Source organism: Bifidobacterium sp. FKU, assembly GCF_026016385.1.
In the GTDB taxonomy this organism is placed as follows: Bacteria; Actinomycetota; Actinomycetes; order Actinomycetales; family Bifidobacteriaceae; genus Bifidobacterium; species Bifidobacterium infantis.
Genome location: NZ_CP092888.1, coordinates 1269841 through 1285723 on the forward strand (window position 1 = coordinate 1269841; position 15883 = coordinate 1285723).

Sequence of the window (15883 nt, forward strand, 5' to 3'; positions counted from 1 at the left end):
ACGACCGCGTACTACGAAACAAGACATCGAGTTGTAAGTAAAGGAGCGAATATGAGCGAATGCAGCGTCAAACACCTGAAGTGGGGCGCCACCTGGCCCAGTCGCGGCCAGTTCCACGAACTGGCCGACGCCGGCTACCGTGTGATTCCGATCGTGCGCCGTCTGCTCGCCGACTCGCTCACCCCGGTCGGCTTCTACGAGCGTCTCGCCGGCGGCCGATCCGGCACCTTCATCCTCGAATCGGCGGAATACGGCGGCACGTGGAGCCGTTACAGCTTCATCGGCGTCAACTCGATGGCCCAACTGCGCTCCAACAACGGTCAGGCCGACTGGCTGGGCAAGGTCCCGGTCGGCGTGCCCGTCACCGGTGACGTGGTCGAAGTCGCTCACGCCACGTTGAAGACTCTGAAGGCCCCGCATGTGGAAGGCCTGCCGAACCTGACCAGTGGTCTGATCGGCACGGTCGGCTGGGATGCCATCCGCCACTGGGAACCGACCCTGCGCGCCGAAGCTCCGGACGAGACCGGACAGCCTGAGACCGTGCTTGCCCTGGCCACCGATATCGCCGTGGTCGACCACGTATCCGGTTCGGTATGGCTCATCGCCAATGCGGTGAATGTGGATGATAAATCCACTCGCGCCGACGCCGCCTACAACGAGGCCGTCGCTCGACTCGACCAGATGCAGCGCGATGCCGCCACCCCGGCTCCGGACGAGTCCCGCGTCAACATCCTGGACGAAACGGTCGCCCAACCCGAGCTGCGCTTCCGCACCGAGAAGAGTCACTACGAGCAGGCCGTCAAACGCGCCAAGCAGCACATCGTCGACGGCGACGTGTTCCAGGTGGTCATCTCCCAGCGCCTCGACATCGATTCGCCTGCTGACCCGTTCGACGTGTACCGTGTGTTGCGCACGCTGAACCCGAGCCCGTACATGTATTTCATGGCGTTGACCGACGCTCAGGGCCGCGACTTCAACGTGATCGGCTCCAGCCCGGAAACCCTCATCAAGGTGGACAACGGCCACGCGATGACCTTCCCGATTGCTGGATCCCGCCCTCGCGGCGCCACCCCTGAGGAAGACGAGAAATTCGCCAAGGAGCTGCTTGCCGATCCGAAGGAACGCAGCGAGCACATCATGCTCGTCGACCTGTCTCGCAACGACCTGAGTAAGGTGTGCGTGCCGCAGTCCGTGGAAGTCGTGCAGCTCATGGACATCAAGCGTTTCAGCCACATCATGCACATCTGCTCGACGGTCACCGGCAAGGTCGACCCCTCGCTGACTGCATTCGATGTGTTCAAGTCCGCGTTCCCGGCCGGCACGCTGTCTGGCGCTCCTAAGCCGCGCGCAGTCGAAATCATCGACGAGTTGGAACCGGCCGACCGCGGCATCTACGGCGGCACCGTCGGCTACTTCGATCTCTCTGGCAACATGGACATGGCCATCGCCATCCGCACCGCGTTCCTGCGTGACCATGAGGCGAGCGTGCAGGCCGGTGCCGGCATTGTGCTCGACTCCGTGCCCGCTACCGAATGGCAGGAGACGCGCAACAAGGCCGAGGCCAGCGTCGAATCCATCCAGATCGCCGCCCAGTTGCGCGAACTGTAACGTTCAACGCATAGCGATGCCCCTGCTGACAACTGCTGTCAGCAGGGGCATAACAATATGCGTATCAGTGGGTTTCGCCCATGATGTCGGTGGCGTCGGTTCCGGTGCTCACAGCGGCCTCGATGGCGGCTTCGATGCCGCGCGCCATGGTCGCGATTTCCATGGTCGGCGTGCCGTTCGGCTTGCCCACGCCCTGTGCGGTCGCATACGGCACATGAATGAAGCCGCCCTTGACGCCGGGGAATTTGTGGTCAATCAGATACAGCACGTTATACATGATGCTGTTGCACACATACGTGCCTGCCGTATACGACATGAATGCGGGAATCCCGTGGTCATTGATGTTCTTGACCATGGCCTTGACCGGCAACGTGGTGAAATACGCGGTGCCACCATCCTCCCGTAACGGCATATCGAACGGCTGCTCGCCATCATTATCGGGAATACGCGCCTCGGCCAAATTAATGGCCACCTTCTCCACGGTCAGAGCCGAACGGCCACCAGCCTGACCAATGCACAGCACATAGTCAGGCTGCTCGCGCACCATGGCTTCCTCAACCACGGTCGCACTGCGCGTGAACACCGTCGGAATCTCCAGTTTCACCACTGTCGCACCGGCGATTTCATCCGGCAACAGCTTGACTGCCTCGAATGCGGGGTTAACCGGCTCGCCGCCGAACGGATCGAATCCGGTCACCAGAATCTTGCTCATTATTAGCTCCTTATCTCACGGATTGTTGTGGTATCTGGACAACGAGGTTATTGCGCGATCAGCATGTAGACGATTTGCACCACAATCATCACCAATGCAGGCAGCACCTGCTTCTTAACCACGCCCATGCGGTCCTTCATATCAAGCATCGCGACGGGCACGATGTTGAAGTTGGCGGCCATCGGCGTGCACAGCGTGCCGCAGTAGCCACAGGTCAGCGCCAGAATGCCAATCACCGTCGGGTCCGCACCGTAGGCGAGCACGAATGGCGCGCCAATGCCCACGGTCATTACGGTAATCGCGGCGAAGGCATTGCCCATGATCATCGTGAACAGCATCATGCCCACACTGAATACGATGATGCCCAGCGTGACGTTGCCCTTCGGAATAATGCCGCCGACCAGCGTGGCGATCACGTCGCCGACACCTGCGGCTGTGAAAATCGCGCCGAGACTGGCCAGCAGCATCGGCAGCATGCAGAGCGCACCCATGGCAGACAACAGGCGTTCCGAATCGTTGAGGAATACGACCGGCTTGTTGTCATGCGAGAACGCGAACAGAATCACGGCGGCAATCATCACACCGATGCAGCAGCCGGTCAGGGCGCTGACGCTGGGAATCAGGGCGCCGATAATGGCGAACACGCCCAGACACAGGGCGGGAATGAAGATGCGCATGCCGATGTGCTGGAAGTTCGTGGCCACTTCGGCGGTGCTGGGAGCGCTCGAATCGGATGCCGAGCCCTTACGCACTTGGCGGAAGATGGCGGGAATGACCATGATGATAATGAGCACACCGTCCGCAATGGCCGGAATCCAACGGCCGAACGCGATGACGATACCGAGCGCCGTCCAGAACACGAAAGTGCCGTAGCGGGCCTTGTTGGTTTTATCGAGTAGGTTGCGTACGCCCGCATACACGGACATGAAACCCATGAAAATATAGAAGAGCTCGAGGATCTTGGTGCCAACGGTCACGCTGGGGTCCATGAAGAACGACATATCAGGCCTCCTTGCCGGTGGTGGTAGCGGTAGTGGCCTGAGCGGCGGCTTCGGCACCGTAGTACTTCTTACGCAGTCGTGTGTCCTTGATGATGTAATAGACGGCGGTGACCGCCACGGCAATCACCGCGACCGGGATCTCGATAATGGCCATGCGCAATAGTTCGACGTCATAACCCAGCGGCTTCAATGTGGACTGCACGAGCAGCGCACCGGCCGTACCCACGAACAGCACCTGGCCAAAGAACCATGCGACGTTCTCCATACCGGAAGCCATGCCCTTGAGCTCTTCCACATACTCGTCGTTCGGCTGGTGACCGGACGCTTCAATCGCACCCACCGCCATCGGCATGATGACCGGACGCACGAACCCGGCCACGCCGCCGAAACTCACGTTGAACGCGGCGAACACGAGACGCATCACGCCGTAGAGGGCGATCACCATGCCCGGCGTCGCATTCCTCACCTTGCCGATCAGCTGCGCGGCTGCGGTTTTCAGACCGTTGCGTTCCAGCGTGCCGGTTACCAGCAGCACGATGATGAATATCGCCATGCTGCGGTTCGAGACGAACGACGTGCCCAACGTGGTCAGGAAGCCGTCGATGCCAATGCCGCCGACCAGCGCAGTCACCAAAGCCGCCACGATAATGATCAGAATCGCATCAAGTCTGAGGGCGAAACCCACAATCACAATCACGATTCCCAATAACACGAGATAATTTGGTTCCATGAGGGAAATCCTTCCTATACTGCACACGCGTTGCGCTGCACCACTGCGCCGCAAGCGCGCCCGGATATGGATAGTGTACGACGGAAATAACGATTCAACTGTCTTATGCGCACATTGCAGGTATTACATGAGCCTACGGGCATATAAGCGTATGGACGCATGAGCGTCGGCTGAGTCCGGTCGGCATGGTGTTCGCTATGATGTACAGTCGGACTTTGGTAAGAGACAGTATTCGTAACAGGCAAGTAGGTTATTCATGGCTATTGAGGTGCAGGGACTTGAAATTCAGATCGGCGCGCGCACGCTGCTTCACCCCACCAACTTCCATGTGGCCAAGGGAGACAAGATCGGTCTGGTGGGCCGCAACGGCGCCGGCAAGACAACGCTGACCCGCGTGATCACCGGCGACATGCTGCCCACCGCCGGCAAGGTGCGCGTCTCCGGCAAGCTCGGCTACCTGCCGCAAGACACGCATGCCTCCGATCCCACGCAGACCGCGCTCGACCGCATGATGAGCGCGCGTGACATCGCCACCATCATCAACCGCATTCGCAAGGCCGAAAAGGATATGACCGACCCGGATCCGGACGTGATGAGCAAGGCCATGACCCGGTACGACAAGGCCATGCAGGACTTCGACAAGGCCGGCGGATACGCGGCCCAGTCCGAGGCGATTTCCATGGCCGCCTCGCTCGGCCTGCCGCAGGAGGTCATGGAGCAGCAGCTCGGCACGCTCTCCGGTGGCCAGCGCCGCCGCATCGAGCTGGCGCGCATCCTGTTCTCCAATGCCGACACCCTGATCCTCGACGAGCCGACCAACCACTTGGATGCCGATTCCATCGAATGGCTGCGCGGCTACTTGAAGAAGTACGAGGGCGGCTTCCTGGTCATCTCCCACTCCACCGAACTGCTGGACGAAGTGGTGAACAAGGTCTGGCATCTGGACGCGCAGCTCGGCCAGATCGACATGTATTCGCTCGGCTGGAAGGCCTACCTGCACCAGCGCGTGGTGGACGAGGAGCGCCGCCGCCGCGAACGCGAAGTGGCCGAGAAGAAGGCCGACCGTCTCATGAAGCAGGGCATCCGACTGCACGCCAAGGCCTCCAAGGCCGTGGCCGCGCAGAACATGATGCGTCGTGCCGAAAAGCTGCTGGAAAACACCTCCGAGGCGCAGAAGGCCGAGAAGGTGGCGGACATCCGTTTCCCCGAGCCCGCGCCCTGCGGCCGCACGCCGATCATGGCCAAGGACATCTCCAAGGCCTACGGTTCCAACATCGTGTTCGCCGGCGTGAACCTGGCCATCGACAAGGGCTCGCGTGTGGTGATCCTCGGCTACAACGGTGCCGGCAAGACCACCACGCTGCGCCTGCTGGCCCACATCGAGGAGCCGGACACCGGTTCCGTGGAATACGGTCACGGCTGCAAGATCGGCTACTTCGCGCAGGAGCACGACACCTTGGATCTGAACGCCACCGTGTTGGAGAACCTGCAGCATGTGGCGCCCGAGCTCGACAACACGCAGGCCCGTTCCATTCTTGGCTCGTTCCTGTTCTCCGGCGATGACGCGATGAAACCGGCCCATGTGCTTTCCGGCGGTGAGAAGACCCGTCTGGCCTTGGCCACGCTGGTCACCTCGCGAGCCAATGTGCTGCTGCTCGACGAGCCCACCAACAACCTCGACCCCGCTTCCCGTGAGGAGATTCTGAAGGCCATTGCCAAGTATGAGGGCGCCATCGTGCTCGTCACCCACGATGAGGGCGCCGTCGAGGCGCTCAACCCCGAGCGCGTGCTCCTCATGCCCGACGGCGACGAAGACCTCTGGAATGATTCGTACCTCGAACTCGTAGCTGAAGAATAGTCCTACCTCTTGGCTCCCCTCGCTGAGGGGAGCTGTCAGCAAAGAACGGGTTAACCCTAGGTTCCCCTCGCTGAGGGGAGCTGGCCGCCGTAGGCGGTCTGAGGGGAGTCTCGCAAGCATGCAAAGGAAACAACCATGCCAACCACAACAGGTAAGAAAATCGCCATCGTCACCGGCAGCGCGCTGGGTTTGGGCTACGAGCTCGCCAGCCAACTCATCGCCAAGGGCTGGCTGGTGGCCGGCATCGACTTCAACGCCGAACGTCAGGCCGAGCTGAGCACGCAGTGGCCCGCCGAATCCTACCGCGCCTTCGTAGGCGACATCACTGACGAAGCGTTCGTCAAGGAATCCGTGGCGAGCATCGCCGCGCTTGGCCACATCGACCTGCTCATCAACAACGCCGGCCAGCCCTCGTTCAAGGTGCCCACCGCCTATGAGGCCGCCGATGTCGACACATGCCTCAAAGGTCTCAAAGGCATGATCCTGTGGACGGTGGAAACCCTCAAGGCCTGTGGCGAGCGTGACGTGAAAATCGCCCAGATCATGAGCACTGCCGCCACGCGCGGCAACGCGAACGAAAGCGTGTACTGCGCCACCAAGTGGGGCGAGAAGGGCTACACCAAGAGCCTGCAGGCCGCATACAAGGGCACCAGCGTCAAGGTGGTCGCCGTCTATCCGGGCGGCATTGACACCGCCTTCTACCGTGATAGCCATGACTACGTCTCCGAAGCCACGCAGCACACCTTCATGCAGCCCGGTCCGCTGGCCGAGGTCATCCTCTTCAACCTGATCAACGAGGCCAACCTCACCGTCACCGACATCGAGATCAACCGCAACAGCTGAGCTGGCAGGTTATACACATATCCACCGATTCGGCCGAGCTGGTTGCGCGCAGAAGTTGGTTATGCCATCGTGAGTTGTATCCGTGAATAACGCGGTTCACGGATACAACCATCAGGGGGATGGCATGGAGTCCTATGCATACAACACGTTCTTCACACTTGATGAGGCACGAGACCTCGCCCAGAAAACACTGGAACAATGCCGTGCCAGATCGATGCGCACTTCACAGGAGCTTTGCTTCAGCCATGGCACCAGGCTACAGCTTGCTGGCATGACGGCCACGCTGAATTACAAGCCCAACTATGACCCCAACAAACTGCACGTTACGGTGTCCGGGGCTGAAAGATTGTCGAATCTTACCGAAACGCAATGCCATTATTGGGGTCATGGCATTGACCAGACGATGATTGATGATCTTATCGCCGTGGTTTCAGTGGAACAGGCGCTGTGTCAGATCGCACAGTTCGTCGATGTGGAAAGTATGGTCATTGCCTTGGATTGGGCCACCTGCCGTAATGAGCATCTGAAACAGACAACGAAAGACAAGATATCGTTGTTCCTCACCGATATAGGTAGGTTCCCAGGTATCAGATTATTTCGCAAAGCGCTCTCGTTGTGCAGAGAGAACACCGATTCGCCGCAGGAAAGCATCCTTCGCCTTGAATCGGTAAAACGTGGATTACCCGAATTGGAGGTGAATGCTCCGATATACCTCCCGTTGCAGAACAAAGAGGTGGTTGTGGACATGGTGTATCCGAATGATCATGTGATTCTGGAATACGACGGACGGTACCACTATGACCGAAACCGATGGGAAGGAGATATCGAGAAAAGGAACAACCTCTCCTTCGCGGGCTATAAGACTTTTCCCGCCACAAGAAGAACGTTCGCTACCACGCAGAATCTGGATGAATACTTCAGAATCGTTGGAAGTGCAATTGCGGAATACCGCAATACCGGGTCATTTTCACAATGAGATATGACCGGACGCATTCATTAGGTCGATTCTTCATTCATTAGGTCGGTGAGCTCTGACAGTCACCACTGGAATGGTGCCATTCCAACACCGACAATCGCAGCCTCATGACCTAATGAATGAAGAATCGACCTAATGAATGATTGGAAGCGTTCCGCGCAACGTTATGGCACCCGCAAGAAGCCGGAACCCGGAATATGTCTGTTATCGTGGGAGCCAAGCAACAGGTGAAGGATTGAGTATGCACATCAGTGACGATGAGTTTGAACGGGCCATTGAACAGGTGTTGGATGATTTGCCTGAACGGTTTGCGCGGGTGCTGGAGAATGTCGGCATCGTCGTTGCGGACGAACCCAATGAGCGCGAACTGGTCACAATGAGCAATCCGTGCGGTGAGCTGCTCGGACTGTATGAGGGCATACCCGTCACAAAGCGAACTACGGGCTGCAGCGGCGTGATGCCGGGACGCCATCACCCTGTTCAAGGGACCGCATGAACGCGTATGCTCGACACAGGCCGAGCTGCGCCAACAGATCCGCAAAACCGTGTTGCACGAGATCGGCCATTATTCCGGCTTCGATGACGAGTATCTGCACTCGCACGGCTACTGAAGCGCTGCTGTTTCACTAGCGGGGAGCCGTCATACCGCCGTATGTTGCCAGATCTACTGCAAGTGGTGCAACGCACGGATGATGGCGCAACGGTCCTCGACGGTTCCCTCGTTGGAGCACATGGCGGCGTACCAACGCGGATTGCGCAAGGTCTCGGCGCCGGTGGCCTCATCCGTGGCGACGAGCGTGTGCAGATCGTTGGCGTACTGGAAGCTGAGCAGCCCGCCCTCGGCGAACGCCTTGCGCGAAGGCAGAGGGTTGATGGCCAGCAGCCAGCGGAACGGGCTGTCTTCGGCGGCCGGATCAGCGGTGCGGAACACGAAGGTGGGGGAGCCTTCGAGCCCGTGCTCGATGACATGGTCGATGGTGTATTCGTAGGCGTCGAGGCTGGTGTCGTCCTCGGCGAACCATTCGATGGCGAGCGAGGCATTGTCCGTGGAGCCGGATTCGGCGGCCGGGCTTGAAGCCAGGGCCGCAATCCGGTGCCGATACGGTTCCAAGTCAAACGCCCGCAATCCCATGGCGGCCACGCAGCCGGGGGAGAGGGACAGAAATTCATCGGCCTCGTAATCCTGCACGATATGCCCGCCGTCGAATACCACGTACCGGCCGGCCACGCCGTTGAGCCATGCGAGTCGGTGATGAAACAGGGCAGCATCATCGTGACGCCCACGGCCAGCGCGGAGACCACATGCAGCCACGGCAGTCCCCGGGCATCGGGGTCGAGCATTCCCAGCGCGGTGAGTACGGCATAGGTCACGCCGAAGTTCAACGCGGTTCGCCATCGGGCGGCCGCCAGCAGGAGCAACAGGAACAGCACGACCATGACGATTTGCGTGGCGAGCCCTACATGGAAGAACAGCATGAGGTTCGCCACCAGCAGAAGGTAGAGTTTCGCGCGCGGATCGAGCGTCCGGCGGGCAGGAAGATGGAGCCGAAGCCGCTGGTGAACAGGGTGCTCACCAGTGTGGCGATGCACACCATCACGAAGTACAGGGCCGCAAACACGCCGATGGTGATGAGGTCGGAGACCTCCAGTTTGCCGGATTTGGCGGGCTTGTTGAGCTGGTCAGAGGTTTCGGCGGGCGTGTTCGGTGCGGCCACGATGTTTTCCGTTTCGTATGCATTGACAATATTCCTCTCGCCAATCTAACGATGATTTCCCGCAAGGCAATAGTCTGTCTGTGATTTTTGCGTGCGAAACAATAGAGCTCCCCTCTTTGAAGGGGAGCCTGAGTGTTCCATCAAAACCGAATGCTCGCCCGGAACTCGCCTTCGGCCGGTTGGCCGAGTTCCAGCCTGGCTCCCATCGCCTCGCATGCCGCACTGGCGATGGACAGGCCGAGCCCCACGCCGGGCACGGCGCTGATACGCGAGTTCTCGCCGCGATGGAACGGTTGGGTCAGCTCGTTCAGATCGTCCGGCAGCATATCATCCGTGGTGTTCGTGACGGTCAGACGGGGTCCGCTTCCATCCTCATCCGATACGACGGTCACGTCGATCGACCCATCATCCGTGTTGTGCACGACGGCATTGCGCAGCAGGTTGCCGACCGCCAGTTCCAGCAACGCCGGGTCGGCGGCGATGAGAAACATGTCCGCGTCGCCGCCGGCCTTGTTCACGGTTATGGTGATGCGACGCTTGGTGGCGGCATCGTCGATATCCGCAAGGGAGTTGCCGACGCATCCGTACAAATCTGTGGATGTGCGTGCCGTTGATGCGGGACTCATCTGTGTCACATCGCCCGCCTGCTTGCCGCCGATGGTCCCGCTTTGAATACGGGACAAGGTCAGCAGCGCCTGCACCAGTTGCGCGCCGCGCCGATTGGCATCCAGTGCGCGCTGTACCGACGGTCGCACATCCTCGGGGAACCGCCCCTGGGCCAACGGCGCGTCCAGATTGGTCTCCACCGCGGCAATCGGCGTGCGCAGCTCGTGCGAGGCATTGGACACGAACCGCCGCTCCGCTTCGGATGCGGCCTGAATCCGGTCGAGCATGCCGTTGATGGCGTCACCGAGCTGCGTGACTTCGGAGGATTGGCCGGCAGCTCGACCGTCCGTGCGGCTGTCCGTGCTATGATCCCAATCCTCGGTCCCGCGTCTGCCCGCACGCCGGAACTGGGGCCTACGGTGAGATGGCGGCCCATTCACGTCGATGCGCGTATCAAGTTTGGCCGGGTCCAATGCCGCCGCCTGCGCGCTGATGGAGGTCAGTTGCCGGGACATGCGCGAGGTGACCAGCCAGATGATCAGAATGCTGGTGATCCCGAAGAACACGAAGATGATGGCCGCGCTGATGCGCAATCCGGTGGCGATGTTGTCCTGGTTCCACACGGAGACGCCATACGGGGTGTTGATGGTATACGACCCGTCCTTGCCCCATTCCACCTGATAGTCACCGTCGCCCATATCGCCGCCGACGCTGGATGTTCCAGTGATATCGTTCAGACCTGTGCCGCTTCCCCGGGAAAACATTCGCGGGTCGGAATCCGGGCGTTTGCCGGTGCCGGAACCGCTGTGCTGGCTTTCGACCTGCATCTCAGGGTTTTTGGCGGTGACCGTCGTGGCGTACGTGAACATGCTGTTGACCACAATGGTCTGCACGAGGGTCGCCGATCCCATGGCGATGAGGAACACGAGACTGATGGCCAACGTCAGTTTGGCGCGGAATGATTTGGGCCGCAGTTTGCCGGCAAGCGCCTGTATACGACCTGATGCTTCCGCCGTGTTCGTCGCCTTCATTGCAGCCGGTATCCTTCCCCGCGTGTCGAGACGATGGCCTCGCGATCGGCGAGTTTGCGCCGTAGCGAATAGATGGTGGTTTTGATCACGTCGGTCGGGTCGGCGGCGGTCGGCTCATCCCAAACCGCATCGTAGAGTTCGTGCGCGGTCACGTATCCGCCTTCCGCACGCATGAGCTCCAGCAATATGCCGTACTCCTTGGGTGTGAGTTTGACGAGCGTGCGCCCGTGGTCGCGGAACACGAGCCGGCGTGTGGAATCGAGGGTGATGTCGCCGCGCGTGAGCACGGCTGCGGTCGCGTTGCTGGTCCCGCTGCGCCGTTGCAGGGCGCGGATACGGGCCAGCAGTTCGGGATAGGCGAACGGTTTGGTCAGGTAATCGTCGGCCCCTAGGTCCAGCCCGCTCACGCGGTCGCTGACCTCGGCGGCGGCCGTCAGCATGATTACGGCCACGGGAATGCGGTTCGCGGCGACGGTGGCCATCACCGCGTCACCGGACAATACCGGCAGATCACGGTCGAGCAGCATGATGTCCACGTTCGTGCCGGCAAGGATCTTCAACGCTTCGACGCCGGTGGTTGCCAGACTGGTCGCGTACCCCTCGTAGCGCAGCGCGTCGTCCAACGCGGCGGCCAGTTCGCGGTCGTCCTCGACGATCAGAATCCGCATCATGTCCCCTTCCGAGCCTTCCCGAACCAATGGCATCACCCAACATTTTCCCGATTCTACGGTAAGGCGAAAGTAATCCGTCCGCTTACCGACGCTCCACGGTGAGGGCGATTGAATGGAAGTCGTCACAATCGACTCACGGAATGGAGACGGTAATGTCCACTACTCATACGCGCCTGGTACGGCGAATCGCAATGCTTACGTCCGCACTCTCGCTGGCTTCGATGCTGGGCGCCTGCTCGTCACCGCTGGCGGCAGTCGGAACAGGCTCAGGTGCCGACGATCGGTCCGATGCGACGACCACCACCGACGCCACGGCGAAGCGATTCGCCGCCTGCCTGACCGGCAAAGGATTCGACGCGCGTACGGCTGCTGGCGTGTCGTCCGGCTCCGGCTCGGGCAAACAAGCCCCGACCAAAAACGCGGTCGCACTGCGCATGATCGGCACCGACGGCAAGCCGGTCGCCTCCCAAGGCAACAGCCTCAGCGCATCCGACGACGGCCCGCAACTCTACCCGAACGCTGCCTACACGTCGATGGAAGACGACAGCACCTGGGTGGTGTTCAAGGACGCCAAGGCGCTCGCCGGCTCACCCTACGAATCCAAACAGCGGGAATACGCCGACTGCGAGGCCAAGAACCCCGACTTCACCCAGCCCATTCCGGACATGGGGCCGCAACACCAGTATTCCGGGGAAGACAAGCAGGCGGCGCTCGCCTACGCCCAGGCCGCGCGTAAGAAGGGCTTCGACTGGGTCAAGGACCCGGACGCCGATACGCCCACCTCAATCACGATTCCCGGCACCGTAAGCGAATCCGAACTGCGCCGATTCCTCAAGGAATGCCCGACCGATGGCGCGAACATCTCCTATGCCTTCGCTGGCACCACCGAGGAATTCGGCTATGACTACAACAAAGTCCTCTCCGAATTCACCTCCGGCAGCGCGTCCACCGAAGCCGCGCCCCAGCAATGAGACGGCCATCCGATAACGGACAAAGGAGCAATCATGACACGGACGGAAGCGCGCAGATTCGGGAAACACCGCAGAATCGTGACGATGATTATCGCGGCGATCGCCGTGATCGGACTGGCCGCGGTGTGCGTGGCGGTGAGGCCGTGGACGTTGGCCGGGCACGTCACCGCGACCGGGCAGACTGGCCGATCGCAGCAGGTGGATGTGTCCACGCTGCGCACGCAGGAGGTGACCAAGGGCGTACTCAACGCCGAGACCCGGCTCGGCGCGAGTCTGCAATACGATGACGCCTCCGATTTCGCGGCCGCTTCCGGCACAATCACCCAACTGCCGGTGGCCGGCAAACAGATCAACACCGGCGAACAGGTGTACGAGATGGACGGCGCGCCCGTGCCGCTGTTCCATGGCGACCGCCCGTTCTGGCGGACGATCGGCGATGGCGTCTCCGACGGCCCGGACGTCACGCAACTGGAGCAGAACCTGCAGGAACTCGGATTCTACGGCGGCGAGGTCGGACCGCATTTCAACTGGCTGACCCGCGAGGCGATCCGGCAATGGCAGCGCTCGCTCGGCCTGACCGGCGACGCGGTCACCGGCACATTCGACCCGAATACGGTGGCCCTGGCCGCGGCCGCACCAATCCGCATCACGGCGGTGAACGCGAAACTCGGCCAATCACAGGTCAGCCCGGCAAGCTATACGGGCGTCACCCTGCATGCGCAGGCCACGTTGACCGCCACGCAGGCGGCGATGTTCAAAGCCGGAGACAAGGCGCAGGTCGTGCTGCCGGACAACACCACCGTCGAAACGACGCTCGCCTCGGTCGATCAGGGCGGGCAGAAGACCGGTGACAACGGGCAAGCCACACAGCCATCGGCGCGCATCGACTTCCCGGACCAGTCGCAGGTGGCGGCTTTCGGGCCGACGGCCGTGCAAGTCATCATCCCGAACGCCGATGCCTCGACCGGGGAGGCGCTGATCGTGCCGGTGACCGCACTGATCGCCAGCGCCGGCAGCGCGTATGCGGTCGAAGCGGTACGCGGCGGCAAGTTGGTGCGTGTGCCGGTGTCAATCGGGCTGGTGTCCGACGCGCAAGTGCAAATCACCAAGTCCGACGGCCTCAAGGCGGGAGACAAGGTGGTGGTCTCATGAACGACATCGAGTTTGCCCCCGCTGGCCCAGAGCATGGGGCATTGCTGACGTTGGAGCATGTGACGAAGGCGTTTCCAGGCAAGGACGGGAGCGTGCTGGAGATATTGCATGATACGTCACTGGCCATCGATCGCAGCGAGCTCGTGGCCATCGTCGGGCCGTCCGGCTCGGGCAAAAGCACGCTGCTGTCGTTACTGGGCACGCTGGACATGCCGACCTCGGGAATATTGCGATACGACGGCGGGGATGTGAATGCGATGGGTGAGCGGCAGCGCAGCGTCCTGCGGGCCGCGCGCATCGGCTTCGTGTTCCAGCAGTTCCATCTGATCGCCACCGTATCCGCCTTGGAGAACGTGATGACAGGCCTGCAATACACAACCCTGCCGCGCGGCGAACGTCGGCAACGGGCCGCCGAGGCGTTGGAACAGGTCGGATTGGGGAACCGCCTGCATCACCGGCCGGCCCAGTTGTCGGGCGGCGAACAGCAGCGTGTGGCCATCGCCCGCGCCCTGGCCAAACGGCCGGACATCATCTTCGCCGACGAGCCGACCGGCGCGCTGGACTGCGAAACCGGCCACACCATCGTCGACCTGCTGCTCACGGCGGCCGATTCCGGCGCAAGCCTGGTCATGGTCACCCACGACCAGACCATCGCCGCACGTTTCCCCAGGCGTCTGCACATCCAAGACGGCCTAGTCACCGAACTCGACAAGCCGAATCAAGCCCCCTCTGACGAGGGGCTGTCAGCCAAAGGCTGACTGGGGGAGAGATATGAGTGAACGTACTCCTATGAGTAAACCAATACGCACGCGAATTGCGGATTTGATGCATGCGGCTTGGGTTGGGGCCGCCGGGCGGGCGTCCCGCACGGTGCTGGCATCGCTGGGCATCGCGCTTGGCGTGGCCGCATATGTGGCGTTGTCCGGCATCGCCGCATCGAACCAGGCAGCGCTCCTCGCCCAACTCGACGCGCTTGGCGTGAATCTGTCGGTGGTCGCCCCCGGCGTGGACGCCGCCCAGCAGAAGGTTCCGCTGCCGGATTACGCGCCCACAACCATCGCCCGTCAGCCGCAGGTCGAACGGGTCGGTGTCTTCGACACCGCGCCAGAGAAGGTGCAGATCTTCAAGAACGGGCTGTGCCCCAAAACCAACGGCAACGCGCTGGCCCTCGCCATCATGCGGCCCGGCGCACTCGACGCCGTCGGAGCAAGCCTCGCCCAAGGTCATGGCATCGACGCGAACAACGAGCACCTGCCCGTCGCCGTGCTCGGCTCGGACGCCGCCTACCGGCTCGGCGTCAACGAGCCCGGCGACCGCATCCTCATCGACAACGCATGGTACGGCGTCATCGGCATCCTGAACCCCACGCCGCAGGCTGAAAACCTGAACGCCGCCGTCATCATCGGCGAGCAATGGGCGCTCGGCCGGTACCCCGACCAGGCCGACACCATCGGACGGATCAGCGCCATCTACGTGCGCACCACGCCCGGCGACGCCGAAGGCACCCGCCGCACGCTCGCCCACGCCGCCAACCCGGCCGGCGGCAACGTGTCCGTCACCGCGTCCGCCGACCTATCCAAAGCGCGCAACACCACCAACGATTCACTGACCACGCTCGGCCTGATGATCGGCGTGATCGCGCTGGCCGTGGGCGGCATGAGCATCGCCAACATGATGATTGTCACCGTGATGGAACGTCGCGGCGAAATCGGCCTGAGACGCGCGCTCGGCGCCACGCCCGGCAACATCCGCATGCAATTCGTCACCGAAGCGGCCCTCCTGTCCACACTCGGCGGATTCGCCGGCATCGCGCTCGGCGCCGGCGCTGCCATCGGCGTCGCCACCAGTGCCGGCCAGCCGATCGCCCTCGACTGGACCTCCCTGCCGCTCGCCTGGGCCGCCGCCATCCTGGTCGGCATCCTCGCCTGCCTCTACCCGGCCTCCCGCGCCGCCCGTCTCACCCCGACCGAGGCCCTGCGCGGCGAATAGGGGCGACGGCTGGAGTGAAC

15 protein-coding genes and 1 pseudogene are annotated in these 15883 nt (G+C 61.8%); 9 read left to right on the forward strand and 7 right to left on the reverse strand.

Going from position 1 to position 15883, the window contains the following annotated elements:
- Positions 1-51: 51 nt before the first annotated feature.
- Positions 52-1608 (forward strand): anthranilate synthase component I, encoded by a 1557-nt coding sequence (gene trpE, locus MMB48_RS05620; protein ID WP_032744157.1) that lies wholly within the window; start codon positions 52-54, stop codon positions 1606-1608.
- Positions 1609-1672: 64 nt separating this feature from the next.
- Here trpE and pcp read toward each other — a convergent pair whose 3' ends face one another.
- The 3 genes from pcp to MMB48_RS05635 are packed head-to-tail and all read right to left on the reverse strand — an operon-like array spanning position 1673 to position 4051.
- Positions 1673-2320: a pyroglutamyl-peptidase I gene (gene pcp / locus MMB48_RS05625; protein WP_032744156.1), complete on the reverse strand. Its 648-nt coding sequence runs from the start codon at positions 2318-2320 to the stop codon at positions 1673-1675.
- Positions 2321-2367: 47 nt separating this feature from the next.
- Positions 2368-3321, reverse strand: coding sequence for a DUF979 domain-containing protein (locus MMB48_RS05630; RefSeq protein ID WP_032744155.1), 954 nt, complete (start codon positions 3319-3321; stop codon positions 2368-2370).
- A 1-nt stretch (position 3322) separates the two neighbouring features.
- The gene (locus MMB48_RS05635) at positions 3323-4051 is read right to left on the reverse strand and encodes a DUF969 domain-containing protein (RefSeq protein WP_032744154.1); all 729 of its coding nucleotides are present in this window, start codon (positions 4049-4051) and stop codon (positions 3323-3325) included.
- A 256-nt stretch (positions 4052-4307) separates the two neighbouring features.
- Between MMB48_RS05635 and MMB48_RS05640 the strand changes: the two genes are divergently transcribed.
- The 4 genes and pseudogenes from MMB48_RS05640 to MMB48_RS05655 all read left to right on the forward strand — a co-directional run bounded on the left by MMB48_RS05640 (position 4308) and on the right by MMB48_RS05655 (position 8339).
- On the forward strand, positions 4308-5909 hold the full coding sequence (locus tag MMB48_RS05640) for an ABC-F family ATP-binding cassette domain-containing protein (protein ID WP_032744153.1): 1602 nt from the start codon (positions 4308-4310) through the stop codon (positions 5907-5909).
- Between the two features lie 135 nt (positions 5910-6044).
- Entirely contained in the window at positions 6045-6752 is a 708-nt protein-coding gene (locus MMB48_RS05645) for an SDR family NAD(P)-dependent oxidoreductase (protein ID WP_032744152.1), read from the forward strand.
- A gap of 124 nt (positions 6753-6876) precedes the next feature.
- Positions 6877-7728, forward strand: coding sequence for a hypothetical protein (locus tag MMB48_RS05650; RefSeq protein WP_032744151.1), 852 nt, complete (start codon positions 6877-6879; stop codon positions 7726-7728).
- Positions 7729-7969: 241 nt separating this feature from the next.
- Positions 7970-8339: pseudogene (locus MMB48_RS05655) on the forward strand (metallopeptidase family protein).
- A 53-nt stretch (positions 8340-8392) separates the two neighbouring features.
- Here the strand turns inward: MMB48_RS05655 and MMB48_RS05660 are convergent.
- The 4 genes from MMB48_RS05660 to MMB48_RS05675 all read right to left on the reverse strand — a co-directional run bounded on the left by MMB48_RS05660 (position 8393) and on the right by MMB48_RS05675 (position 11751).
- Positions 8393-9040, reverse strand: a complete 648-nt coding sequence (locus MMB48_RS05660) for a hypothetical protein (RefSeq protein ID WP_230581219.1) — start codon at positions 9038-9040, stop codon at positions 8393-8395.
- Positions 9041-9185: 145 nt separating this feature from the next.
- The gene (locus MMB48_RS05665) at positions 9186-9443 is read right to left on the reverse strand and encodes a hypothetical protein (protein WP_032744149.1); all 258 of its coding nucleotides are present in this window, start codon (positions 9441-9443) and stop codon (positions 9186-9188) included.
- Between the two features lie 140 nt (positions 9444-9583).
- Positions 9584-11080 carry a sensor histidine kinase gene (locus MMB48_RS05670; protein WP_050496251.1) on the reverse strand — a complete coding sequence of 499 codons (1497 nt, stop codon included), beginning with the start codon at positions 11078-11080 and terminating at the stop codon, positions 9584-9586.
- Entirely contained in the window at positions 11077-11751 is a 675-nt protein-coding gene (locus MMB48_RS05675) for a response regulator transcription factor (RefSeq protein WP_227484923.1), read from the reverse strand. The genes MMB48_RS05670 and MMB48_RS05675 overlap by 4 nt, the downstream gene beginning before the upstream one ends.
- 191 nt (positions 11752-11942) lie before the next feature.
- Here MMB48_RS05675 and MMB48_RS05680 point away from each other — a divergent pair, with 191 nt between their 5' ends.
- The 4 genes from MMB48_RS05680 to MMB48_RS05695 are packed head-to-tail and all read left to right on the forward strand — an operon-like array spanning position 11943 to position 15863.
- Positions 11943-12722, forward strand: a complete 780-nt coding sequence (locus tag MMB48_RS05680) for a hypothetical protein (RefSeq protein ID WP_032744148.1) — start codon at positions 11943-11945, stop codon at positions 12720-12722.
- Positions 12723-12755: 33 nt separating this feature from the next.
- On the forward strand, positions 12756-13874 hold the full coding sequence (locus tag MMB48_RS05685; protein ID WP_013140795.1) for a peptidoglycan-binding protein: 1119 nt from the start codon (positions 12756-12758) through the stop codon (positions 13872-13874).
- A complete protein-coding gene (locus MMB48_RS05690; RefSeq protein WP_013140794.1) occupies positions 13871-14632 on the forward strand; it encodes an ABC transporter ATP-binding protein in 762 nt (253 codons plus the stop codon). Before MMB48_RS05685 ends, MMB48_RS05690 begins: the two co-directional genes overlap by 4 nt.
- Before the next feature lie 31 nt (positions 14633-14663).
- A complete protein-coding gene (locus MMB48_RS05695) occupies positions 14664-15863 on the forward strand; it encodes an ABC transporter permease (RefSeq protein WP_172664374.1) in 1200 nt (399 codons plus the stop codon).
- The last annotated feature ends 20 nt before the right edge of the window (positions 15864-15883 follow it).